A 22,841-nucleotide genomic window follows, 5' to 3' on the forward strand; every position below is an offset into this window, starting at 1 on the left:
CGGGGCCCGGCCCCGGACGCGACGACGCCGCCCTCCCCCGCGCGTGCGGGGCAGGACGGCGTCGTCGGACGGTGCGGGGCGTCAGCCCTTGGCGACGTCCTCGGTGTCCTCGGTGGCACCCTCGGTCGCCTCGACGGCGGCCGCGTCGGCGACCTCGGCGTCGGGCGCCTCGTCGGCGTCGGCGGCGGTCTCCTCGGCGGCGGCCTCCGCGGCGGCGGTCCCCTCGGAGTCCTCGGCGTCCGCGCCGGCCCGGACGGTCTGCGGGCGCAGCGCGTCGAGGTCGACGGTGTTGCCCGACGCGTCGGTGATCGTCGTCTGCTCGAGCAGCTGGGCCAGCGCCTTGGTGCGGCGCACGTCGGCGACGAACTCGGCGATGTTGCCGCCCTGCTGCAGCTGCTGGGCGTACTGCTCCGGGCTCACGCGCTGGCGGGAGGCCTGGGCCATGATCTGCGCGGAGAGGTCGTCGTTGTCGACGGTGATCTCCCGGGCGTCGGCGACCGCGTCCAGGATGAACTGGGTGCGGACGGCCTCCTCGACCTGCTTGGACAGGTCGGCGTCGTAGGCCTCGCGGCTCTCGACGCCGCCGGCCTGCAGGAAGGTGTCCCAGGTCATGCCGGCGCGCTGCAGCTCCTGCGACAGCGACTGGTTGCGCCACTCGACCTCGCGGGCGACCAGGCCCTCGGGCACGGGCACCTCGGTGGCCTCGAGCAGGTGCTCGACCAGCTTGTCGCGGGCCTGCGCGCCCTGCTGCATCGTCTTGGCGCGGCCCAGGCGGGTGCGGACGTCGTCGCGCAGCTCGGCCAGGGTGTCGAACTCGCTCGCGGTGGAGGCGAACTCGTCGTCGAGCTCGGGCAGGTCCTTGGCCTTCACCGAGCGGACGGTGACGGTGACGTCGGCCTGCTGGCCGGCGTAGGGGCCCTGGTGCAGGTCGGTCCGGAAGGTCGCCGACTCGTCGGCCGACAGCCCGCGGACGGCGTCGTCGAGGCCCTCCATGAGGGAGCCGGAGCCGACCTCGTAGGACATGCCGCTGGTGGTGCCGTCCTCGAGGACCTCGTCGTCGACGCGCGCCTCGAGGTCGAGGGACACGTGGTCGCCGTCCTCCGCGGCCCGCTCGACGGCGGTGAGCATCGCGAAGCGCTCGCGCATGACCGCGACCTGCTCGTCGATCTCCTCGTCGGTGACCTCGACGTCGTCGACGGTGACCGAGAGGTCGTCCAAGGACGGCAGCTCGATCTTCGGCGCGACGTCGACCTCGGCGGTGAACGCGAGGGTGTCGTTGTCGTCGAGGCGGGTCACCTCGATGTCGGGCTGGCCGAGGACGCGGACCTGGTTCTCGCGGACGACCTCGGAGTAGACCTCGGGGATCGCGTGCTGCACGACCTGCTCGAGGACGACCGGGCGGCCGACGCGCTGGTCGAGCACCCGCTCGGGCACCTTGCCGGGGCGGAAGCCGGGGACGCGGACCTGCTTCTTGAGCTCCTTGTAGACCTCACCGAAGGCGTGGTCCAGGTCCCCCCACGGCACCTCGATCGCCATCCGGACCCGCGTGGGGCCCAGTTCCTCGATGGTGCTCTTCACAGCGGCAGTGCTCCTCGGTACGACGGACGGGGACGCCGGGACGGCGCCGGGTCGACCCCCGAGTCTAGAGACGCCGGGGGCGGGGTCGGGGTGGCGGGATTCGAACCCACGGCCCCCCGCTCCCAAAGCGGGTGCGCTACCAAGCTGCGCCACACCCCGTGGCGCCGTCGAGTCTAGGCGGGGAGCGCGGGACGCCGTCCCGCCCACGGGGCCGCCTCCTCCAGCGCGGCCGCCACGCGGACCAGCAGGTCCTCCCGGCCGGCCGCGGCGACCACCTGGACGCCGACCGGCAGGCCGCCGTCGGTGGTGTGCAGGGGCAGGCTGACGGCGGGCTGGCCGGTGACGTTGAGCTGCGCCGTCCAGGGGATGAAGGAGGAGACGCGGCGGCCCTCCTCCCGCGGGCCGGCCGCGGTGAACCAGCCGAGCTCCGGCGGCGGGGCCCCCACGGTCGGGGTGACCAGCAGGTCGAACCCCTGGCCGCCGTCGGGGGCCGGCGTCCAGAAGGTGGCCATCCGGCGCGACCAGGAGCCGAGCCAGGCGCGGGCGGCGAGGTAGTCGGGGGCGCTCAGCCGGCCGCCGGCGACGCGGTACCGGGCGTTGCGCGGCTCGATCTCGTCGTCGGCGATCGGGCGGCCGACGACGCGCTCGAGGTCGGCGAGGGTGCGGGCGGTGTCGGCGGCGATCGTGGTGTTGAAGTGCCGGGAGAAGTCGTCCTCGAAGAAGGCGGCGGGGTGCGCCTCCTCGACGACGACGCCGAGGGCCTCGAGCAGCCGCCCGGCGACGGCGACCGCCTCGCGGCAGGCCGGGTCGTCGAGCCACCGGTCGTCGGGCGGGGAGGCGCACAGGCCGGCGCGCAGCCCGGCGACCGGGGCGCCGAGCTCCTCGAGCAGCAGGCGCGGCAGCGGCGGGGCGGCGTAGGGGTCGCCGGGCATCGGGCGGCCGATGACGTCGAGGACGGCGGCGGTGTCGCGGACGGTGCGGGTGACGACGCCGTCGATGGTGGCGCCGGCCCACCCCTCGCCGACGTCGGGGCCCTGGCTCACCCGGGCGCGGGTGGGCTTGAGGCCGACCAGGCCGCACTCGCTCGCCGGGATCCGGATGGAGCCGCCGCCGTCGCTGGCGTGCGCGACCGGCACCATCCCGGCGGCGACCGCCGCGGCCGAGCCGCCGCTGGACCCGCCGGTGGAGCGGGACGGGTCCCACGGGTTGCGGGCGGGCGCGTTGGCGGCGGGCTCCGTGGTGACGGTGGTGCCGAGCTCCGGCACGTTGGTGCGGCCGAGGACGACGAACCCGGCGGCGCGGAAGGCCGTGGCGAGGTGGCTGTCGCGGCGCCAGCGGATGCCGGCCCGCTGCAGCGGCGCCAGCCCGTAGGCGGTCTCCTCCCCCGCCATGTGGGCGCCCATGTCCTTGAGCAGCAGCGGCACGCCGCGGAACGGGCCGTCGGGCAGGTCGCCCGCGGCCTCGGCGCGGGCGGCGTCGAAGCGGTCCCGGAGGACGGCGTCGAGCTGTGGGTTCGTGGCCCCGATCCGGGCGATCGCGGCGTCGACCAGCTCGGCCGGGGACACCTCCCCGCGGCGGACGAGGTCGGCCTGCGTGGTGGCGTCGAGCTCGGTGGTCTGCGTCACCCCGCGGACGCTATCGAGGGTGCCGCTACGCTGGGCGGGCACCTCGCGGGTGTAGCTCAATGGTAGAGCCCCAGTCTTCCAAACTGGCTACGCGAGTTCGATTCTCGTCACCCGCTCCACACCTCCGTCCCCCTCCGCGGGGACCGCCCAGTCCCAGGACCCGCGGGCCCTCCCTCGCCCCTCGGCGGTCGCGCAGGCTCGTCGTCGAGGGCGCGGCGCCGACTCCGTCCGCCCGGCTCCGACCGCCGACGAGACGAGGTCCCGCCATGTCCACCATGTCCGCCACACGCACCGCCCTCGTCACGGGGGCCAACCAGGGGATGGGCCGGCAGGTGGCCCGGGAGCTGGCCGCCGACGGCGTGGCCGTCTACGTCGGCTCCCGCGACCTGGCCCGCGGCCGGGAGGCGGCGGCCGGGATCGGCGGCGGCGCCACCGCGCTCCAGCTCGACGTCACTGACGAGGTCTCGATCGCGGCGGCCGCCGCGCGGATCGGCGAGGAGGTCGGCCGGCTCGACCTCCTCGTCAACAACGCCGGCACCTCCACCACGCGCACCGGCCTGGACGTGGCCGCGTTCCGCGCGACGTCGAGGCCCAGCACCGCCCCGCTCGACGACGTGCGCGCCGTGTGGGAGGTGAACGTCTTCGGCGTCCTGGCGCTGTACCAGGCCGTCCTGCCGCTGCTCCGGCGGTCGCCCGACGCGCGCATCGTCAACGTCACCAGCGCGCTCGGCTCCCTGACGACCGTCGCCGACCCGGCCTCCCCGCTCCGCGCGGCGTTCGAGCCGGTCTACGGCGCCTCGAAGACCGCCCTCAACGCCGTCACGCTGGCCATGTCGCTCGAGCTCGAGGGGACCGGCATCAAGGTCAACCTGGTCTCGCCGGGCTTCGCCCGGACCGCCCTCACCAACTTCGAGGGGACGGACCCGGTCGAGGACGCCGCGCGGGAGGTGGTGCGGGTCGCCCGCCTCGGGCCGGACGGCCCGACGGGCACGTTCACGACGTGGGAGGGCGTGCCCGTCCCCTGGTGACGACGGCCGCCCCTACTCGGCGATCCCCCGGGTGAGCAGCACGACGGTGACGAACGTCCGGTAGAGCTCCACCGGGTCCTCGCCGGTGATCGTCACCACGAGCGTCCCGGCCCGTTCCACCCCGACGACCCGCGTCGCCATCTCGGCCAGGTCCGCGTTGCGGAAGGTGACCTCCAGCGTCGCCGGCAGGTCGACCGCCGGCAGCCGCGCGCCGTCGAGGCCGCGCAGGGCCGCGGCCGCGCCCTCGCGGATCAGCCGGCACGCCTCCTCGGGGTGCAGGCTGTCGGCGGCGAACCGGCTCACCGACCGCTTGACCACGACGGCGGTCACCCCCGGGCACACCGCCCGCGCCTCGGCGGCCGTCGTGTCGTCGCCGGTCACCAGCACCACCGGCACGCCGTGGCCGAGCGCCACCAGCGCGTTGATGCCCGACTCCCCCACCTCGACGCCGTTCAGCGTCACCCGCGCGATCGCCCGCGGGTTGTAGGTGTGCGACAGCGTGGAGGGCTCCGCGGCCATCGAACCGTGGTAGCTGACCAGGAAGACGGCGTCGAAGGAGCTGTCGAGGCCCTCCATCATGTACATCGGCTTGTGCCGGCCCGACAGGTAGCGCGCCCGCCCGAGCAGCTCGCCGGGCCGCAGGTTCTGCATCGTCGAGTGGGAGTCGTTGACGAGGAACTGCGTCGCGCCGGCGTCGAGGGCGCCGGCGATCGCCGCGTTCACCTCGTCCTGCAGCAGCCGCCGGTAGTGCTCGTACTCGCCGCCCGGGCCGCGGCACTGGTCCCAGTCGACGACGCCGGCGGTGCCCTCCATGTCGGAGGAGAGGTAGACCTTCACCGGCCCATCCTCGACCGCGGGGTTGACTGTCCCCGTGACCACCCTCAGCGCCGGGGTCGTCGAGGCCCTCCGCGCCGCGCTCCCCGCCGACCGGCTGCTGCTGGACGACGACGTCGTCGCCTCCTACGTGCACGACGAGGCCGAGTGGGCGCCGCACGGCCGGCCGGTCGCCGTCGTCCGGCCACGGACGTCGGCCGAGGTGCAGGCGGTCGTGCGCGCCTGCGGGGAGCACCGGGTGCCGGTCGTGACCCGCGGCGCCGGCACCGGCCTGTCCGGCGGGGCCAACGCCGTCGACGGGTGCGTGGTCGTCTCCACCGAGGCCATGCGGGAGATCCGGGCCATCGACCCGGTCGAGCGCTACGCCGTCGTCCAGCCCGGCGTGGTCAACGACGACCTGCGCGCGGCGTGCGCGGCGCACGGCCTGTGGTACCCGCCGGACCCGGCGAGCGCGCCGTGGTCGACCATCGGCGGCAACGTGGCCACGAACGCCGGCGGCCTGTGCTGCGTGAAGTACGGCGTCACCCGCGACTACGTCCTCGAGCTCGAGGTGGTCACCGGCACCGGCGAGCTGGTGCGGCTGGGCCGGCGGACGGCGAAGGGCGTCGTCGGCTACGACCTCGCCGGCCTGATGGTCGGCTCGGAGGGCACGCTCGGGATCGTCACCGAGGTGACCGTGCGGCTGCGCCCGGCCCGCCCCGCCGAGCGCACGGTCGTCGGCTACTTCGCCTCGGTGGTCGACGCCGGCCGCGCGGTGGAGGCGGTCGGCGCGGCAGGCATCGTGCCGTCGGCTCTGGAGCTCGTCGACCGGCACTGCCTGGCCGCCGTCGACGCGTGGAAGAACATGGGCCTGTCGGTCGACGCCGACGTCGTCCTGCTCGGCCGCTCCGACGCACCCGGCCCGGCCGGCGACGCCGAGGCCGACGGGATGCTGCGCTGCTTCACCGGCGCCGGCGCCACCTGGGCCGCCGCATCCACCGACTCCGCGGAGGCCGAGGCGCTGTTCTCCGCCCGCCGGCTCGCCTACCCGGCCGTCGAGCGGCTGGGGCCGGTGCTCACCGAGGACGTCTGCGTGCCGAAGGCCGCCGTCCCGGAGATGCTCGGCCGGGTGGAGGCCGCGGCCCGGCGCAACGACGTGCTCATCGCCAACATCGCGCACGCCGGCGACGGCAACCTGCACCCGCTGATCATCACGCCGCCCGGCGACGACGCCGCCCGCGAGCGCGCCCAGGTGGCGTTCGCCGAGATCATGCGCGACGCCGTCGAGCTCGGCGGGACGGTCACCGGCGAGCACGGCGTCGGCCTGCTCAAGCGCTCGGGCCTGGCGCTCGAGCAGAGCCCCGCGGTGGTGGCGATGCAGCGGGCGGTCAAGGCGGCGCTCGACCCGCTCGGCATCCTCAACCCCGGCAAGGTGCTGCCCGACGAGTGAGGCCCGGGCGGGCCGGCGGCCCGCTCAGTGCAGGGCGTGGACGACGGCGTGCCCGCGTCCGCGGCCCATCAGCCAGCGGTTCACCGGCGTGGTGACCACGAACGCCACGGCCAGCGCGACGGCGAGCGCGCCCCAGAAGAACGCCGAGTCCAGGCCCGCCTCCATCGCACCCGGGACGCCGAGCATGACGCCGTTGTCGACGAGCTCCATGACCGCGATCGAGACGGTGTCGGCGGCCAGCGCCACCCGCAGCGCCCGGCGGAACGGCAGACCTGCGCGCAGCACACCGCGCGCGGTGAACGCGTAGCCGAAGACGAAGGCCAGCCCGACGGCCAGCACGACCGTGGCGCCGGCGGACCAGCCCAGGGCCGTGCCGATCACCATGCCGAGCACCTCGCCGACGGCGCAGCCGAGGAGGCAGTGCAGCGTGGCTTGCGCGGCCGCGGCCCAGCTGACCGGGCCGCCGTGGGATCGGTGTCCGTGCGCCGCGTGGCCCGCCGCGCCGTAGGTCGTCGCGGGTGCGTGATCGGTGTGCATGTCCCCTCCTCCGGTCGACGCGACCGTTGTACCCCCCAGGGGTATCCGGCGCAACCACCCCGGACACGGCACCGCCGCCCCACCCGGGCGGGCGGAGCGGCGGTGGCGAGCGGAGCGGGCGTCAGGGAACGGCGACACCCTCCGGGGCCGCGACGGGCAGCCCGAGCCGGGCGAACAGGTCGTTGTCGAGGTCGAGGAAGCTGGTGATGTGCCGGATCCGGCCGTCCTCGATCTCCAGGACGTGCAGCGCCCAGGGCACGTGGCCGCCCTCGTCGGTGGGCCGCCACTGCGCGACGGCCGGGGAGCCGTTGGCCTCGGTGAGCATGAGCCGGGAGTTCCGGCAGCCGCTGCCCGGGCCGAGCATCCAGGTGCCGATGTCGGCGGCGCTGCCCAGCCACATCTCGAACGGCGGCATGTGCTGCGTGGCGTCCTCGTGCAGCAGCTTCACGAACGCGTCGATGTCGTAGCGCTCGAACGCGTCGAGGTAGCGGGTGAGCAGCTCGCGGTGGTCGGCGTCGAGCGGGCGCTCCTCCGGGTCGCCGCCCACGGCCGCCAGCGTGGCGCGGGCCCGCTGCAGCGCGCTGTTCACCGAGGCGACCGTGCTGTCGAGCAGCTCGGCCACCTCGTCGGCCCGCCAGCGCAGCACGTCGCGCAGCAGCAGCACCACGCGCTGACGGGGCGGCAGGTGCTGCAGCGCCGCGACGAACGCCAGCCGCACCGACTCGCGGGCCACCGCGCGCTCGGCCGGGTCGCCGTCCTCGGGCAGGACCTGCCGGTCGAGCACCGGCTCCACCCACGCCTCGGCCGGCCGCTTGGCGGCCAGTGACGCCTCCACCGGCGACCACGACTGGCCCGAGAGGTCCATGGGCAGCGCGCGGCGCTGGCGGCCGGACAGCTGGTCGAGGCAGACGTTGGTGGCGATCCGGTACAGCCAGGACCGCAGGGACGAGCGGCCCTCGAAGTCGCCCAGGCTCTTCCAGGCGCGGACCATCGTCTCCTGCACCGCGTCGTCGGCGTCGAAGCTCGACCCGAGCATCCGGTAGCAGTAGCCGGTCAGCTCGCGCCGGTGCTCGAGCAGCCGTGGGTCGAGCTCGCCGGACACCCCGCGCAGCACGCTGGTCACCGCAGACCACCTCTCCTCGTCGACTTCCCCGTCGGCGGGCGTCAGTCCACCACGGGGCACCGACCGAACGGGAGTCCCCGGCGGGCTACTGGTAGGTGACCAGCTCCGGGCGCGGGGAGACCTGGGCGATCGTCTCCTCGGGCGTGAGCATCGGGGCGTCCTCGTCGTAGAAGTTCTTCCAGCCCCAGGTCAGCCCCTCGGGGCCGATGCCGCGCAGCACCCGCCAGGTGTCCTGCTTGCTCGGCTGGGGCCCCTGCCCGTCGGCGTGCACCATCACCGAGAGCTCGTCGCGGGAGAGGTCCACCCGCTCGCGGCCGGGGATCATGTCCACCCGGAACTGGTGCAGCACGAGCAGCTTCTGCGGCAGCCGGTTCTCGCGGGTGAGGTCGGCCAGCCAGGTGACCACGCGGTTGACCTCCTCGACGTCGACCGAGCCGATCTGGGTCAGGTGCACCTCGTTGGGGCCCAGCCGCCACTCGGGGTCCAGCGCCAGCCCGACGTGCGGCAGCTCCAGCAGCGGCCGGTAGACCTCGGCCTGCGTGACGAAGTCGGTGCGGCCGGGCTGCAGGTCCAGGACGACGTAGATCCCGGCCTCGCCGGCGGCCTCGACCAGGGGCCGCAGTTCCTCGACCGGCGCCTCGTAGGAGTAGTCGCCGCCCTCCGTCGGGAACTCCGAGGCGACGGTGGCGATGATCTCGAAGGCCGGGACGACGGTGGCGTCGGGCACCAGCGCCTCGTAGGGCGCCGCGGTGTCGCGGGCGCGCTGGACGGTGGCCGGCACGTCCTGCTCGCCCAGCACGCCGAGCGCGCCGGTGCCGGGGTGGCCGTAGAGGGCGACGAGGAAGTGCTGCGGGAACAGCACCTGGCCACCGCCGGGGAGCTGGGCGCCGGTGGCCGCGGTCTCCAGCTTCCAGTCCAGCCCGTCCTCGGCGGCGAAGCCCGCGCCGAGCGCGACGACGGTGTCGGCGCCCGCGACCGCGTCGACGACGTCGGCCGAGACACGCGGGTCGGTCTGCCCGTCGGTCACCTGGACGGTGGCGCCGGCGGCCCGCGCGGTGGCGACGCCGGCCAGCGCCGCGGGGTCGCCGTCGGAGAGGACGACGGTCCCCTCCAGCGGCTCGGCCCGCTCGACCCCGGGCAGCTCCCCGGAGGCCTCGCCCTCGGCCGCCTCGTCGCCGTCCTCGGGGCGCAGCGCGGTGGGCGCGTCCGGGTCCAGCGCGGCGACCGCCGCGGCCTCGCCGCCGTCGGCCACCGGGTCGGCCTCGGCCAGGTCGAGGCCGGTGGCCGCGGCGACGGCGTCGGCGGTGGCGGGCACGGAGACGACGTCGGCGTCCCCGGGCGCGGTGTCGGCGCCGACGGCGAGCACGGTGGTGGCGCCGAGCCGGTCGAGCTCCCCGGCGACGGCGTCGTCGCCGTCCCCGCCCTCGGGGTCGAGCAGCAGCGGGACGCCGAGGCCGACGGCGGCCGAGGCACCGAGCAGCGTGGCGGCGCGGTCGCCGTCGGGCGCGACCACCACGACGCCGGCCTCCTCGAACAGCGCGCGGCTGGTGCTCACCGCGGTGGCCACGGGCTCGGCGTCGGCGACCACGGTGAGCCGCTCGGCGGGCGCCGCGGCGGTGACGGACGCGGGGCCGGCGTCGTCGTCCCCGCCGGACGCCGACGAGGTGCAGCCGGCGGCCAGCAGCAGGGCACTGACGGCGAGGGGCGCGGCCCGGTGTCGCACGCGGGGACCTCCGTCCGCCGGACGCCCGGTCGCGGGGGACGCGACGACGGCGGCTCGCCCGACGCCGACGACCCTACGAGGTGCTGGACACCGCGGCCCGGGTGCCGGGAGCATCGCGCCCGACATGGACGCGGCGGCGCAGGGTGTCGGGCCAGCCCGACAGCGGATCGACCGGCTGACGGGATCGGCCGGGCGCCGCCGCGTCGCCAGGCTCGGGACATGACCACCGACACCCTCGTGATGCCCGCCGACACCGCCCCGTCGCACGCCCGGTCCCCGCGCGTGCGCCAGCTGCTGGTCGACTCCGGCTACGCCCTCCTGTCCTTCCCGCTCGGGATCGCCGGCTTCGTCCTCGCCGTCACCGGGATCGCCCTCGGCGTGGGCACGCTGGTGATCTGGGTGGGCGTCGCCGTCCTCGCCGTCACCCTGCTCGCCGCCCGCGGCCTGGCCGGCATCGAGCGGGCGCAGCTGCCCGCGGTGCTCGGCCGCCCGCTCCCCCGCCCCGCCTACCTGCGGCCCGAGGGCGGCCGCGTGCGCAGGATGCTCACGCCGCTGCGCGACCCGCAGTCCTGGCTCGACGTGCTGCACGCGGTGCTGCGCTTCCCGCTCGCGGTCCTCGCGTTCTCGGTCACCGTCGCGTTCTGGGCGCTGGCCCTCGGCGGGCTGACCTACGGCCTGTGGGACTGGGCGCTGCCCCAGGGGGACAACGAGGACCTGTTCGAGCTGCTCGGGTTCGAGGGCGGCAGCCTGCTGCGGATCACCGGCTACACGCTCATCGGCCTGCTCGGCGCGCTGGTGCTGCCGTTCGCCGTCCGCGCCGTGGCGGTGCTGCAGGCCTCCCTCGGCCGGGTGCTGCTGACCTCCCGCGCCGCCACGCAGGCCGAGATCGGCCGGCTCTCCCGCGGCCGCGACGCCGCCGTCGCCGCCGAGGCGGTGGCGCTGCGCCGGCTCGAGCGCGACATCCACGACGGCCCGCAGCAGCACCTCGTGCGCCTGGGCATGGACCTCTCCCGCGCCCAGCGGCAGCTCGACCGCGACCCGGCCGCCGCCCGCACCACCCTCGCCGAGGCCGGCGTGCTCGCCCGCGAGGCGCTGGAGGAGCTGCGGGCGCTGTCCCGCGGCATCGCCCCGCCGGTGCTCGCCGACCGCGGCCTGGCCGCCGCGCTCGCCGCGCTGGCCGCCCGCTCGCCGGTGCCGGTGGAGCTCGCCGTCGACCTGCCCGAGGAGCGGCTGGCCCCGGTCACCGAGAACACCGCCTACTTCGTCGTCAGCGAGGCGCTGGCCAACGTGGCGAAGCACAGCGGCGCCGGGGTGTGCCGGGTCGAGGTGGCGCGGGCGGGCGACGCGCTGCGGGTCGTCGTCGAGGACGACGGCGTCGGCGGGGCGCAGCCGGTGCCGGGGCACGGTCTGGCGGGGCTGGCCGACCGGCTGCGCGCCGTCGACGGCGTGCTGACCGTCGAGAGCCCGCGCGGCGGCCCCACCCGGACCACCGCCGAGCTGCCGTGGGGCTGACCCCGGAGGGCCGGCCGCTGCGGGTGGTGCTCGCCGAGGACTCGGTCCTGCTCCGCGAGGGGCTGGTCCGGCTGCTCGAGGAGGCGGGCACCACCGTGGTGGCCGCGGTCGGCGACGGCCCGTCGCTGGTGCGCGCCGTCGGCGAGCACCGGCCCGACGTGGCCGTCGTCGACGTGCGGATGCCGCCCACCCACACCGACGAGGGGCTGCGCGCCGCCGTCGAGGTCCGCCGGGCGGTGCCGGGGACGGCGGTGCTGGTGCTGTCGCAGTACGTCGAGGTGGCCTACGCCGACGAGCTGCTCGCCGACGGCCGCGGCGGCGCCGGCTACCTGCTCAAGGACCGCGTGACCGACCTCGACCAACTGCTCGCCGCCCTCGCCGAGGTGGTCGCCGGCGGCACGGTGCTCGACCCGCAGGTGGTGGCCCAGCTGTTCGCCCGCCGCCGCGGCGACGACCCGGTGCGCCGGCTCACCCCGCGCGAGCGGGAGGTGCTCGGCCTCATCGCCGAGGGCCACTCGAACACCGCGATCGCCCGCACGCTGGTGGTCACCCCGGGCGCGGTGGAGAAGCACACGCAGCGGATCTTCGCCAAACTCGGCCTCGCGCCCGACGAGGACCGCAACAGCCGGGTCATGGCGACGCTGGCCTACCTGCGTGGCTGACTGGCCCCCGGCCCCTCGGCGGACCACGGTGGTGTGCGTGACCCGCCGACCGGTGCTCCTGCTGCTCACCGCCGTCCTGCTCGCCGGCTGCGCCGACGTGGCCACCCCCGACGACGAGGAGCTGCCGGGCGCGGCGCCGTCGTCGACGTCGGCCTCAGCCACCCCCTCGGCTCCCCCGGCCTCCGGCGACCCGGCCGGCTGCCCCGTCGACGGTGCGGCCGGCGTCCCGGACGGCGCGGCCTCCCGGCCGACGATCGACGTCGACGGCGACGACCGGCCCGACACCGCCTGGATCGCCGACGCCGGCGACGGCGAGGTGCGCTTCGGCGTCGCGACGGCCTCCGGCGGCGGGGCGTCCGCGCCGTTCCCGTCGGGCAGCCCGGTCACCCGCTCGGTCCTGGTCGCCGACGTCACCGGCGAGGGCGAGCTGGTGGCGCTCGCCGACGACGGCCGGCAGGTGCTGCTGTTCGCGCTCAGCGGCTGCGAGATCCTGCCGGTGACCGACCCGGAGGGCGCCCCGTACGCCTTCGACCTCGGGTTCACCGGCTTCGGCACCGGGGTGGGCTGCGTCGACGTCGACGGCGACGGCGTGCGTGACCTCGCCGGCCTCGACGCCGCCGACGACGGCACCGGCTACACCGCCACCGCCGTGCGCCTCGACGGGCCGCGGGCGAGCAGCACCGACGTCAGCATCACGGTCTCCGATGCCCCGCCCGCCCAGGTGGAGGCGGCCCGCTCGGTCACCTGCGGCGACCTCAGCTTGCTCGACGACGGCGTCGCGCTGCCCGGCTGAGCCGGAACGCGGTCGCGGGCCGTCGGTGCCGCCCGGTAGACAGCGGAGGTGACCGATCCCGCCGACCTCCGCCCCGTCACCGCCGAGGAGTGGCCCGCGTTCAGCCGGGCGATGCTCGAGGTCTTCGGCGACGAGCCGATCGACGACTTCACCGAGAAGGTGCCGGCGACGGCGGAGCTCGACCGGTCGCTGTCGCTGTGGTCCGCCGACGGCCGGGTCGCCGCCACCGCGGGCCTCTACAGCCGGCAGCTCACCGTGCCCGGCGCCGTCGTCCCGTGCGCGGGCGTCACCTGGGTGACCGTCTCCCCCACCCACCGCCGCCGGGGCGTGCTCACCGCGGTGATGCGGCGGCAGCTCACCGAGCTGCACGAGCAGGAGCGCGAGCCGCTGGCGGCGCTGTGGGCCTCGGAGGGCTCGATCTACGGCCGCTTCGGATACGCGCCGGGCACCCTGCGCGGCAACTGGCGGGGCAGCACCCGGCAGCTGGGCTTCCGGCCCGGCGTCGACCTGGGCGCCGGCACCGTCGCGCCGGCCGACGCCGAGACCTACCTGGCCGGGGCCGCGGGCGTGGCCGAGGCGCTGCGCCGCTGGACGCCGGGCGTCCTCGACCGCGACGAGCGGTGGTGGCGGCGCTCGCTGCGCGACCCGGCCGGGCGGCGGAACGGGGCCAGCGCGCTGCGGTTCCTGCTGCACCGCGAGGCCGACGGCGAGGTGACCGGCTACGCCGCCTACCGGGTGCGCTCCCGCTGGACCGACGACGGCGAGGCCGACGGCACCGTCCTGGTCGACGACGTGCGGGCGCGCAGCACGGCCGGCTACGCGGCGCTGTGGCGGTACCTGCTCGACCTCGACCTCGTGCGCTCGGCCGAGTTCGGCTACGGCCCGGTCGACGACCCGCTGCGCCACCTGCTCGCCGACCCGCGCGCGCTGCACACCCGCCCCCTCGACGGGATGTGGCTGCGGCTGGTCGACGTCGGCCGGGCGCTGGCGGCGCGCCGCTACCCGGCGCCGATCGACATGGTGCTCGAGGTGCGCGACCCGTTGTGCCCGTGGAACGACGGCCGCTGGTGGCTGCGCGGCCACCCGGCCGGGGCGTTCTGCGCGCCGAGCGAGGGCGACCCCGACCTGGTGGTCGACGTCGACGCGCTGGCCGCCGCCTACCTCGGCGGCACGTCGCTCGGCACCCTGCAGGCGGCCGGCCGGGTCACCGAGGTGAGCCCCGGCGCGGTCACCCAGGCCGCGACGGCGTTCTCCTGGCCGGTGACCCCGTGGTGCCCCGACCAGTTCTGAGCCGTGCCGGCGGCGGGTCCTAGACGACGTCCTCGCGGGTGGGCAGGCCGCCCGCCGGCCGGTGCCGGTCCTGCTCGTAGTCGCTGACCAGGCCGATCCGGCGGACGTGCCGCTCGTCGCCGCTGAACGGCGTCCGGAGGAACTCGAGCACCAGCCCGGTGGCCTCCTCCACGGAGTGCTGCCGGGCGCCGATGGAGACGACGTTCGCGTCGTTGTGCTGGCGGGCGAGCTGCGCGGTCTCGGTGTTCCACACCAGCGCCGCGCGCACGCCGGGCACCTTGTTGGCCGCGATCTGCTCGCCGTTGCCCGAGCCGCCGATGACCACGCCGAGGGTGCCGGGCTCGACGACGACGCGCTCGCCCACCTCGAAGCAGAACGGCGGGTAGTCGTCGACCGGGTCGTACTCGAAGGCGCCGCAGTCCACCGGCTCGTGGCCGGCCTCGGTGAGCGCCTGCTTGAGGTGCTCCTTGAACTCCAGGCCGGCGTGATCGGTGCCCACGAAGACGCGCATGGCCCGAGTCTGTCAGGGTCGGCGCGTGGCGGTGCTCGGGGTCGACGGCTGGCGCGGGGCCTGGGTCGGGGCCCTGCTCGACGGCCGCAGGGTGACCCTCCTGCACCTCCGCGACGCCGGGGCGGTCCTCGCGGTCCCGGACGTCGAGGTGGTCGCGATCGACATGCCCATCGGCCTGTCCGACGACGGCCCCCGCGCCTGCGACCAGGAGGCCAAGGCCCTCCTGGGCAGCGCCGGGAGCTCGGTGTTCCCCGCCCCGGTGCGCGCGGTGCTCGGCGCGCGGGACCACGCCCACGCACGGGAGCTCTCCGTCGCCGCCACCGGCGGCACGTCGCTGTCCGCGCAGGCCTTCCAGCTGGTCCCGTCCATCCGCGCGCTGGACGACGCCCTCGGCGACCCGCCGCCGGACCACGTCGTCGAGGTGCACCCGGAACTCGCGTTCCGCGTCGGCCTCGGCGGTGTCACCGACCCGAAGGGCACCGCGCGCGGGGCGGCGCAGCGGCTGGCCGCCCTGCGCGCGGTCATGGACGTCGAGGAGGCGATGCTCGCCGCGCCGCCGCGGGTGCCGGCGGTCGACGCGCTCGACGCGTGCGCCGCCGCGTGGTCGGCCCGGCGCGTCGCCGACGGCACGAACGCGTGCGTGGGCGACGGCGCCCGCGACTCCCGCGGCCGGCCGATGCGGATCTGCTGGTGACCTTCCGCGAGGTCGGCGACGGGGTCTTCGTCCGCCGGCACGCCTCCCTGGACCTCAACTGCGGCCTGGTCGTGGGCGAGGGCGCCTGCCTCGTCGTCGACACCCGCTCCTCCCCCGCCGAGGCCGCCGACCTCGCCGCCGCGGTGCGCCGGGTGACGCCGCACCCGTGGACCGTGGTGAACACCCACGCCCACTACGACCACTGCTTCGGCAACGCCGCGTTCCGGCCGGCGACCGTCTGGGGCAGCCGCGGCTGCGCGGCGGACCTGCGCGCCACCGGGGAGGCGCAGCGTGCCGCCCGGGTGGCCGAGCTGACGGCCGCCGGGGACGCCGAGGGAGCGGCGGAGGTCGCCGGCGCGCCCCTCGACCCGCCGGACGCGCTCGTCGACGACGTCGCGGTGCTCGACGTCGGCGGCGTCGAGGTGGTCCTGCGGTTCCTCGGGCGCGGGCACACCGGCCACGACCTCGTCGTCGAGGTCGAGGACGGGACCGTGTTCGCGGGAGACCTCGTCGAGCAGGGCGCCCCGCCGGCGTTCGAGGACGCCTTCCCCGCCGAGTGGCCGGCGACGCTGGGCCGGCTGCACGCGATGGCCCGCGGCGCCGTCGTGCCGGGGCACGGTGCGGTGGTGGACGCGGACTTCGTCGGGGCGCAGCGGGAGGAGCTGCTCGCCGTCCTGTCCGCCGTCCGCGCGGGCCGGCCCGACCGCGGCCCCTACGACGCGGCGACGATGCGCGTCGCCGCCCATCGGCTCCGTCCCGAGCGTGCGAGGGGCGAATAGCACGCGGCCCCTCTGCAGGATCCCGCCGCGAGCCTGCGAGGGGTGGGGGGCAGGGGGGTCCTTGCTTCAGGTGAGGCGGCGGACCACCGGCAGCGGCAGCACCCGCAGCAGCGCCGACACCGGCCGCCACGGCCACTCCGGCACGTAGGCGCGCACCGGCTCCCGCTCGATCGCGGCGACCAGCGCGTCGACGCCGGTGTCGAGGTCGACGGTGAACGGCCCGCGGCGGCCCACGTTGATGTCGGTCTCGATGTAGCCGGGCAGCACGGTGGTCACCCGGATGCCGGTGCCGAGCAGGTCGGACCGGATGCCCTCGGCGAGCGCGTTGAGCGCGGCCTTGCTGGCGCCGTAGGCGGTGCGGGTGCCGCGCATCCCGCGCACCGAGGCCACCGAGCTGATGACGACGAGGTGCCCGGAGCCCTGCGCGCGGAACAGCTCGACGGCCGCCTCGCACTGCGCGTGGGTGCCGAGCACGTTGGTGAGCAGCGTGGCCCGGTTGTCCCGGCCGGCGCCGGTGCCCACCGAGGCGCCCCGGCCGATGCCCGCGTTGGCGACGAACCGGTCGATCCCCCCGAGCTCCGCCGCGAGCTCCGGGACGCCGCGCGCGACGGCCTCGGCGTCGTCGACGTCGATGGCGGCGGTGACGACCCGGATGCCCGGGGACGCCGCGAGCAGCTCGTCGCGGAGCTCCTCGAGCAGCTCGCCGCGGCGGGCGACCAGGGCGAGGTCACGGCCGCGGGCGGCGAAGCGGCGGGCCATGCCCCGGCCGAGGCCGGAGCTGGCGCCGGTGACCAGGATGCGCTGGCGGACGGGTCGCGGCACGCCCCCAGCATGCCGCGCCCGTCCGCACCGGCTCAGCGCCGGGTGAGCTCCAGGGCGTCGGCCGGCACCGAGGACATGTCGGGGTCGGACGTGCGGGTGCGCTTGAGCTCCCAGAAGTCGGGGAGGTTGGCCAGCAGGACGGCGCCGTCGAAGGCCCGCCCGGCGTCCTCGCCCGTGGGCACCTTGCTGATGACGGGGCCGAAGAACGCGACGCCGTCGATGTGCATGACCGGGGTGCCGACGTCGTCGCCGACGGGGTCCATGCCCTCGTGGTGGCTCTTCTCCAGCGCCTCGTCGTACTCGGTGGAGGTCGCGGCCCCGGCGAGCTCGGCGGGCAGGCCCACCTTCTCCAGGGCCGGGGCGATGATCTCGTCGAGCTCGCGGCCCTCGTGGTGCCGCAGCGTGCCCATGGCGGTGTAGAGGTCGCCGAGGACCTCGTCGCCGTGCTGCTGGGCGGCGGCGATCGCGACCCGCACCGGGCCCCACGCCTGCTCCATCATCCGCTGGTACTGCTCGGGCAGGTCGCGCCCGCGGTTGAGCACCGCCAGCGACATGACGTGCCAGTGCAGGTCGATGTCGCGGACCTTCGCCGCCTCCAGGACCCAGCGGCTGGTCAGCCAGGCCCACGGGCACAGCGGGTCGAACCAGAAGTCCACCCGGGCCTTCGTGGGGGCGCTCTGCACTGCCTCGGTCATCCGTCGTCTCCCTCTCGTCGTCCGCGACGCCGGAGCACCCGTGCGCCCCGCGTCCCTGCCGGCTGCCAAGTGCCCCGGACGTGCGCTTGTTCCCCGTGCCCGCCGGGCGTGTCGGGCGTCCGTGGGAAGCTGCCGGTCGTGGCCGTACCCAACCTGACCCGCGACGACGCCGCCGCACGCGCCCGCCTGCTCGCCGTCGACGCCTACGACCTGCAGTTCGACCTGACCGACGGGGACGGTCGCCCCGGCGCCGGCACCTTCCGCTCGACGACGACGGTGACCTTCACCTGCCGCGAGCCCGGCGCCGGCACGTTCGTCGACCTGGTCGCCGAGACCGTCCGCTCGGCCACGCTCAACGGGGTGGAGCTCGACGTCTCCACCTACACCGAGGAGGGCGGTCTGCCGCTGCCCGGTCTCGCCGCCGAGAACACCCTCGTCGTCGACGCCGACTGCCGGTACTCCAACTCCGGCGAGGGCCTGCACCGCTTCGTCGACCCCGAGGACGACCAGGTCTACCTCTACACGCACTTCGAGCCGGCCGAGGCCAAGCGGGTCTTCGCCTGCTTCGACCAGCCCGACCTCAAGGGCACCTACACGGTGCACGTCGTCGCGCCGTTCGACTGGCAGGTCGTGTCCAACACCGGCGGGCGCACGATCGAGGCCGGGCCGCAGGGGAGCCAGCTCGTGCACTTCGAGCCGACCAAGCGCCTGTCGACCTACCTGGTCGCGCTGATCGCCGGCCCGTACGCCCGGGTGACCGACGCCTACGAGGGCATCCCGCTGGGGCTGTACTGCCGCGCGTCGCTGGCCCAGCACCTCGACCCGGAGGAGCTGTTCCGGGTGACCAAGCAGGGCTTCGAGTTCTACCACCGGGTGTTCGACTACCCGTACCCGTTCGACAAGTACGACCAGCTGTTCGTGCCGGAGTTCAACGCCGGCGCCATGGAGAACGCCGGCGCGGTCACCGTGCTCGAGGACTACGTCTTCCGCTCGCGCACCAGCCGCGCCCGCTACGAGCGCCGCGCCGAGACGGTGCTGCACGAGCTCGCGCACATGTGGTTCGGCGACCTCGTGACCATGCGCTGGTGGGACGACCTGTGGCTCAACGAGTCCTTCGCCACCTACATCTCCACGCTGTGCCAGGCCGAGGCCACCGAGTACGAGACGGCGTGGACCACCTTCGCCAACGCGGAGAAGGCCTGGGCCTACGCGCAGGACCAGCTGCCCTCCACCCACCCGATCGCCGCCGACATGGTCGACGTGGCCGCCGTCGAGGTGAACTTCGACGGGATCACCTACGCCAAGGGCGCCTCGGTGCTCAAGCAGCTGGTGGCCTACGTCGGCCGCGAGGAGTTCCTCGCCGGCATCCGCCGCTACTTCCGCACCCACGAGTACGGCAACACGACCCTCGCCGACCTGCTCGACCCGCTGTCGGAGGCCACCGGCCGCGACCTCACCGAGTGGTCGCAGCAGTGGCTGCAGACCAGCCAGGTCAACACCCTGCGCCCGGTCTTCGAGCTCACCGACGACGGCCGCTACGCCTCGTTCGCCATCGAGCAGACCGCCGTCGCCGAGCACCCCGTGCTGCGCCGGCACCGGCTGGCCGTCGGCCTCTACGACCGCGGCCCCGACGGGCTGACCCGCACCACCCGGGTGGAGCTCGACGTCGACGGCGAGCGCACCGAGGTCGCCGAGCTGGTCGGGCACCCGGTGGCCGACCTGGTGCTGGTCAACGACGACGACCTCACCTACGCCAAGCTCCGGCTCGACGAGCGGTCGCTGGCCACGCTGCGCACCGACATCGGCGCGCTGCCCGACTCACTGCCCCGTGCGCTGTGCTGGTCGGCGGCGTGGGACATGACCCGCGACGCCGAACTGCCCGCCCGCGACTGGGTGCGGCTGGTGCTCGCCGGCATCGACGCCGAGACCGAGATCAGCGTCGTGCAGTCGCTGCTGATGCGGGTGCAGTCGGCCCTGACGTCCTACGCCGACCCGGCCTGGGCCGAGACCGGCTGGACGGCGCTGGCCGACAAGGCGCTGCAGGCGCTCGAGGCCGCCGCGCCGGAGAGCGACGAGCAGCTGCAGTGGTCGCGCACCTTCGCCGCCGCCGCGCGCACCGACGAGCACGCCGCCGTGCTGCGCGGCCTCCTCGACGGCTCCCGGGCGTACGAGGGGCTGGCCGTCGACGCCGACGCCCGCTGGGCGTTCCTCAACGGGCTGGTGGCGATCGGCGCGGCCGGCGACGCGGAGATCGACGCGGAGGCCGAGCGGGACGCCACCGCCACCGGCGTGCGCCGGGCGGCCACCGCGCGGGCGCTGCGCCCGACGGCGGAGGCCAAGGAGGAGGCGTGGCAGCAGGCCTTCCACGACGCCGACGTGCCGAACGCGGTGCACGAGGCGCTGGTGGCCGGCTTCTGGCACCCGGCGCAGCGCGAGCTCACCGCGGGCTACGTCGACCGCTACTTCGCCGAGATCGGCCCCATGTGGAACCGCCGCCCCGGGGAGATCGCCAAGAACGCCGTCCAGTACCTGTTCCCGCCGGTGGTCGAGGAGCGCACGGTCGAGGCGGCCGACGCCTGGCTGTCCGGCGGGGAGCACCCCGCGCCGCTGCGCCGGCTGGTGAGCGAGGGCCGCGACGGCATCGCCCGCGCGCTGCGCGCCCGCGAGCGGGACGCCGCCGCCGGCTGACCGGCAGGGACGACCGAGGCCCAGGACCCCGCGGGGTCCTGGGCCTCGGTCGTGGAGGGGCCGTGCGCCCGGGGCGCGCGGGTCGCTCAGTGGGCGGCGCGGGAGCTCCGCGGGTGCCCGGCCTGGTCGGACAGCTGGCGCAGGCCGTTGACGATGCCGCCCACCAGGTCGCCGGCGGCGAAGGAGTTCGTCATCGACAGCACGGCCAGGGCGCACGCGCGGTCGGGCAGCCGGCGGGCGGCGGAGGCGCCGGTGACCACCTCGATCACCCGCTGGCCCGGCGAGACGGCCAGCAGCACCGAGTCGGCCGGGTGGCCGCCGCGGGCGTGCAGCTCCTCGGCGCGGATGCGGGTCTTCGGGCCGAGGTCGCCGATCCAGAGCGTGAAGCGCAGGCCGGTCTCGCGCGAGGACATGGTCAGCGCCTCGTCGAGGCGGGCCAGCTCGCGGTAGCTGAAGACGGTGTCGTAGCCCTCGTCGGCCCGGTTCGGCGCGGTGTCGACCGTTCCGGTGTCGTGGGCGTCGGCATCCAGCACGCGGGTCATCGCGGGTCTCCGGGGAGTGTCGTCGGGGAGGTCGGGGTCACCGGGTCACGCGTCCCCGGGTCACCAGGTGCCGCGGGCGCCGCCGAGCGGGCCGCCCGCCGCGGGGGCCGGCGCGCCGGCCGAGACGGCGGTGGCACCGTGCGAGGCACCGCCTGCGATGACGTGCGAGCCCACGGCGCCCGAGCCGTGCCCGCCGCCGTGTGCACCGCCGTGGCCGTCGCCGGAGCCGATCGCCGCGGGCTCGCCGTAGAGCGAGGAGCCGACGGCCTGGGTGTCGCCCTCACCGGCCGCGTGGGTCGGGGCGCCCGTGGGCTGCGGCTCGTACCAGACCGGCTCGTGGTCCCACGCCTGGCCGGGCCGGTACCGCACGCCCTGGCGCTTGCGACCGCCGGGGAGGTAGGTGAGGGCCCACAGGAGGAGGTAGACGGCCAGCGGCGCGACGAGGAAGACGAGCAGGGTCTCGACGACGGTCACGCCCCGGAATCTACCGTCCGGGGAGATCACCTATGCGTCGGCATGCCAGCCCGGCGGGTGCCGGTGCGCCCACGGGCGGGCCTGCTCCAGCTGCGCGGCGAGCGCGACGAGCGTGACCTCGTCCGCGGGGCGCCCGACGAGCATCGTGCCCACCGGCAGGCCGTCGCCGGTCCAGTGCAGCGGCACGCTGACGGCGGGCTGCCCGGTGACGTTGTAGAGCGCGGTGAAGGCGGCGTAGGCCTTCTGCCGCTCGAAGTCGGCCGCGCCGTCGCCGTCGGCGTCGAACCAGCCCAGCGGCCGCGGCGTCATCGTCGTCACGGGCGAGAGCAGGACGTCGTAGGCGTCGGTGGCCGCGACGTAGCGGCGGGAGAACAGCCGCAGCGCGGTGAGCGCCTCCATCGCCGCCTGGGCCGACAGCGCCAGGCCGCGGCTGCGCAGCTCGCGGGTGAGCGGCCGCAGCTCCCCCACCCGCTCGGGCGGGACGGGCAGCAGCGTCCCCGACAGCGACCACACCCGCTCGAAGGCGGCCAGCACGTCGGGGGTGAGCAGCCCGCCGGGGACGTCGACCACCTCGTGCCCGAGCGACTCCAGCAGGGCGGCGGCGTCGTCGAGGGCGCCGGTGACCTCCGGCTGCAGGACGGCGCCGGGCATCGGCGACTCCAGCGCCCGCCCGATCCGCAGCCGGCCGACCGGGCGGTCGGCGGCGGCGAGGAAGGTCTCCCCCGGCGGCAGCGGCGGCGCCCACGCGGCGTCGCCGGTGACGGGGCCGGCCATCGCGTCGAGCATGGCCGCGGCGTCGCGGACGGTGCGGGCCAGCGGCCCGTTGGTGCCCAGACCGGTCACGTCGCTGCCGAAGGGTGCGTTGCTCACCCGGCCGCGGGTGGGCTTGATGCCGAACAGCCCGTTGACGCTCGCCGGGATGCGGATGGAGCCGCCGCCGTCGCTGCCCTGCGCGAAGGGCACCATCCCGGCGGCCACCGCCACCGCCGCGCCGCCGCTGGAGCCGCCGGCCAGCCGCTGCGGGTCCCAGGGGTTGCGGGCCGGGCCGACGAGGTCGTTGTCGGTGTAGCAGGGGAAGCCGAACTCGGGGGTGTTGGTCTTGCCCAGGCTGATCGTCCCGGCGGCGGCGAGCTTGGTGACGACGGCGTCGTCGGTGGTGGGCACGAAGTCGGCGAAGACCGGACAGCCGAAGGTGGTGCGCACGCCCGCGGTGTTGTTGAGGTCCTTGATGGCCGTCGGCACGCCGAGCAGGGGCGGCAGCTCGCCCCCGGCCCGCACCCGCGCCTCCGCGGCGGCGGCCGCGGCCAGCGCCCGCTCGGGGGTGACGGTGACGAACGCGCCGAGCCCGGCGTCGAGGGCCGCGACCCGGTCCAGGGCGTGCCGCACGAGCTCGGTCGGAGAGACCTCCCTGGCCCGGACGGCGGCCGCCTGCTCGAGCGCGGTGAGGTCGTGCAGCTGCGTCACGGACGGCGACGCTAGCCCCGGCATGTAGAACCGGCGCC

21 protein-coding genes and 2 tRNA genes are annotated in these 22,841 nt (G+C 76.0%); 10 read left to right on the forward strand and 13 right to left on the reverse strand.

What is annotated here, in order from left to right:
- Window positions 1-81: 81 nt before the first annotated feature.
- The 3 genes from tig to WA616_RS07775 form a co-directional block, all read right to left on the reverse strand.
- Complete coding sequence (gene tig, locus WA616_RS07765; RefSeq protein WP_336028730.1) at window positions 82-1,578, reverse strand: trigger factor; 1,497 nt, start codon at window positions 1,576-1,578, stop codon at window positions 82-84.
- A gap of 85 nt (window positions 1,579-1,663) precedes the next feature.
- Window positions 1,664-1,737, reverse strand: a tRNA-Pro gene (locus WA616_RS07770).
- A gap of 14 nt (window positions 1,738-1,751) precedes the next feature.
- Window positions 1,752-3,203 carry an amidase gene (locus WA616_RS07775; RefSeq protein ID WP_336028732.1) on the reverse strand — a complete coding sequence of 484 codons (1,452 nt, stop codon included), beginning with the start codon at window positions 3,201-3,203 and terminating at the stop codon, window positions 1,752-1,754.
- Between the two features lie 45 nt (window positions 3,204-3,248).
- Here WA616_RS07775 and WA616_RS07780 point away from each other — a divergent pair.
- Together WA616_RS07780 and WA616_RS07785 are read left to right on the forward strand one after the other, a co-directional pair.
- Window positions 3,249-3,322, forward strand: a tRNA-Gly gene (locus tag WA616_RS07780).
- A 147-nt stretch (window positions 3,323-3,469) separates the two neighbouring features.
- On the forward strand, window positions 3,470-4,231 hold the full coding sequence (locus WA616_RS07785) for an SDR family NAD(P)-dependent oxidoreductase (RefSeq protein ID WP_336028734.1): 762 nt from the start codon (window positions 3,470-3,472) through the stop codon (window positions 4,229-4,231).
- Window positions 4,232-4,243: 12 nt separating this feature from the next.
- Here the strand turns inward: WA616_RS07785 and WA616_RS07790 are convergent, their stop codons facing one another.
- Window positions 4,244-5,068: a M55 family metallopeptidase gene (locus tag WA616_RS07790; RefSeq protein ID WP_336028735.1), complete on the reverse strand. Its 825-nt coding sequence runs from the start codon at window positions 5,066-5,068 to the stop codon at window positions 4,244-4,246.
- A gap of 34 nt (window positions 5,069-5,102) precedes the next feature.
- On the opposite strand from WA616_RS07790, the gene WA616_RS07795 reads away from it, so the two are divergent.
- Window positions 5,103-6,494, forward strand: coding sequence for an FAD-binding oxidoreductase (locus tag WA616_RS07795; RefSeq protein WP_336028736.1), 1,392 nt, complete (start codon window positions 5,103-5,105; stop codon window positions 6,492-6,494).
- A 24-nt stretch (window positions 6,495-6,518) separates the two neighbouring features.
- Here the strand turns inward: WA616_RS07795 and WA616_RS07800 are convergent, their stop codons facing one another.
- From WA616_RS07800 to WA616_RS07810, 3 genes are all read right to left on the reverse strand, one after another.
- A complete protein-coding gene (locus tag WA616_RS07800) occupies window positions 6,519-7,031 on the reverse strand; it encodes a DUF4396 domain-containing protein (protein WP_336028738.1) in 513 nt (170 codons plus the stop codon).
- Window positions 7,032-7,152: 121 nt separating this feature from the next.
- Window positions 7,153-8,154 carry a sigma-70 family RNA polymerase sigma factor gene (locus WA616_RS07805; RefSeq protein WP_336028740.1) on the reverse strand — a complete coding sequence of 334 codons (1,002 nt, stop codon included), beginning with the start codon at window positions 8,152-8,154 and terminating at the stop codon, window positions 7,153-7,155.
- A gap of 85 nt (window positions 8,155-8,239) precedes the next feature.
- Window positions 8,240-9,877, reverse strand: a complete 1,638-nt coding sequence (locus WA616_RS07810) for a hypothetical protein (RefSeq protein WP_336028742.1) — start codon at window positions 9,875-9,877, stop codon at window positions 8,240-8,242.
- A 219-nt stretch (window positions 9,878-10,096) separates the two neighbouring features.
- On the opposite strand from WA616_RS07810, the gene WA616_RS07815 reads away from it, so the two are divergent.
- From WA616_RS07815 to WA616_RS07830, 4 genes are read left to right on the forward strand one after another with little or no spacing between them, the layout of a single operon-like run.
- Complete coding sequence (locus WA616_RS07815) at window positions 10,097-11,389, forward strand: sensor histidine kinase (protein WP_336028743.1); 1,293 nt, start codon at window positions 10,097-10,099, stop codon at window positions 11,387-11,389.
- The gene (locus WA616_RS07820; protein WP_442901985.1) at window positions 11,380-12,051 is read left to right on the forward strand and encodes a response regulator; all 672 of its coding nucleotides are present in this window, start codon (window positions 11,380-11,382) and stop codon (window positions 12,049-12,051) included. Before WA616_RS07815 ends, WA616_RS07820 begins: the two co-directional genes overlap by 10 nt.
- 37 nt (window positions 12,052-12,088) lie before the next feature.
- Window positions 12,089-12,844 carry a hypothetical protein gene (locus tag WA616_RS07825; protein ID WP_336028745.1) on the forward strand — a complete coding sequence of 252 codons (756 nt, stop codon included), beginning with the start codon at window positions 12,089-12,091 and terminating at the stop codon, window positions 12,842-12,844.
- Window positions 12,845-12,892: 48 nt separating this feature from the next.
- Window positions 12,893-14,134: a GNAT family N-acetyltransferase gene (locus WA616_RS07830; protein ID WP_336028746.1), complete on the forward strand. Its 1,242-nt coding sequence runs from the start codon at window positions 12,893-12,895 to the stop codon at window positions 14,132-14,134.
- Between the two features lie 19 nt (window positions 14,135-14,153).
- On the opposite strand, the gene WA616_RS07835 is transcribed toward WA616_RS07830, so the two are convergent.
- On the reverse strand, window positions 14,154-14,645 hold the full coding sequence (locus WA616_RS07835) for a ribose-5-phosphate isomerase (protein ID WP_336028747.1): 492 nt from the start codon (window positions 14,643-14,645) through the stop codon (window positions 14,154-14,156).
- A gap of 25 nt (window positions 14,646-14,670) precedes the next feature.
- Here WA616_RS07835 and WA616_RS07840 point away from each other — a divergent pair, with 25 nt between their 5' ends.
- Entirely contained in the window at window positions 14,671-15,339 is a 669-nt protein-coding gene (locus WA616_RS07840) for a DUF429 domain-containing protein (RefSeq protein ID WP_336028749.1), read from the forward strand.
- Window positions 15,336-16,118 carry an MBL fold metallo-hydrolase gene (locus WA616_RS07845; RefSeq protein ID WP_336028750.1) on the forward strand — a complete coding sequence of 261 codons (783 nt, stop codon included), beginning with the start codon at window positions 15,336-15,338 and terminating at the stop codon, window positions 16,116-16,118. The genes WA616_RS07840 and WA616_RS07845 overlap by 4 nt, the downstream gene beginning before the upstream one ends.
- 66 nt (window positions 16,119-16,184) lie before the next feature.
- Here WA616_RS07845 and WA616_RS07850 read toward each other — a convergent pair whose 3' ends face one another.
- Window positions 16,185-16,940 (reverse strand): SDR family oxidoreductase, encoded by a 756-nt coding sequence (locus WA616_RS07850; RefSeq protein ID WP_336028752.1) that lies wholly within the window; start codon window positions 16,938-16,940, stop codon window positions 16,185-16,187.
- A 32-nt stretch (window positions 16,941-16,972) separates the two neighbouring features.
- Window positions 16,973-17,635 carry a DsbA family oxidoreductase gene (locus WA616_RS07855; RefSeq protein ID WP_336028753.1) on the reverse strand — a complete coding sequence of 221 codons (663 nt, stop codon included), beginning with the start codon at window positions 17,633-17,635 and terminating at the stop codon, window positions 16,973-16,975.
- A gap of 138 nt (window positions 17,636-17,773) precedes the next feature.
- Between WA616_RS07855 and pepN the strand changes: the two genes are divergently transcribed.
- Complete coding sequence (gene pepN / locus WA616_RS07860; protein WP_336028755.1) at window positions 17,774-20,323, forward strand: aminopeptidase N; 2,550 nt, start codon at window positions 17,774-17,776, stop codon at window positions 20,321-20,323.
- 86 nt (window positions 20,324-20,409) lie between these two features.
- On the opposite strand, the gene WA616_RS07865 is transcribed toward pepN, so the two are convergent.
- From WA616_RS07865 to WA616_RS07875, 3 genes are read right to left on the reverse strand one after another with little or no spacing between them, the layout of a single operon-like run.
- Entirely contained in the window at window positions 20,410-20,865 is a 456-nt protein-coding gene (locus WA616_RS07865) for a DUF5130 family protein (RefSeq protein WP_336028756.1), read from the reverse strand.
- Between the two features lie 60 nt (window positions 20,866-20,925).
- The gene (ctaJ, locus tag WA616_RS07870; protein ID WP_336028757.1) at window positions 20,926-21,339 is read right to left on the reverse strand and encodes an aa3-type cytochrome oxidase subunit CtaJ; all 414 of its coding nucleotides are present in this window, start codon (window positions 21,337-21,339) and stop codon (window positions 20,926-20,928) included.
- Window positions 21,340-21,369: 30 nt separating this feature from the next.
- Window positions 21,370-22,803 (reverse strand): amidase, encoded by a 1,434-nt coding sequence (locus WA616_RS07875; protein ID WP_336028758.1) that lies wholly within the window; start codon window positions 22,801-22,803, stop codon window positions 21,370-21,372.
- Window positions 22,804-22,841: the final 38 nt, after the last annotated feature.

The organism is Geodermatophilus sp. FMUSA9-8, assembly GCF_037034165.1.
Classification (GTDB): Bacteria; Actinomycetota; Actinomycetes; order Mycobacteriales; family Geodermatophilaceae; genus Geodermatophilus; species Geodermatophilus nigrescens.

Excerpts from the sequence above, each read along its gene's own strand:
- WA616_RS07835 (WP_336028747.1), bottom strand. The coding sequence starts at position 14,645 with ATGCGCGTCTTCGTGGGCACCGATCACGCCGGCCTGGAGTTCAAGGAG.
- WA616_RS07855 (WP_336028753.1), bottom strand. The coding sequence starts at position 17,635 with ATGACCGAGGCAGTGCAGAGCGCCCCCACGAAGGCCCGGGTGGACTTC.
- WA616_RS07800 (WP_336028738.1), bottom strand. The coding sequence starts at position 7,031 with ATGCACACCGATCACGCACCCGCGACGACCTACGGCGCGGCGGGCCAC.
- WA616_RS07815 (WP_336028743.1), top strand. The coding sequence starts at position 10,097 with ATGACCACCGACACCCTCGTGATGCCCGCCGACACCGCCCCGTCGCAC.
- WA616_RS07785 (WP_336028734.1), top strand. The coding sequence starts at position 3,470 with ATGTCCACCATGTCCGCCACACGCACCGCCCTCGTCACGGGGGCCAAC.
- WA616_RS07865 (WP_336028756.1), bottom strand. The coding sequence starts at position 20,865 with ATGACCCGCGTGCTGGATGCCGACGCCCACGACACCGGAACGGTCGAC.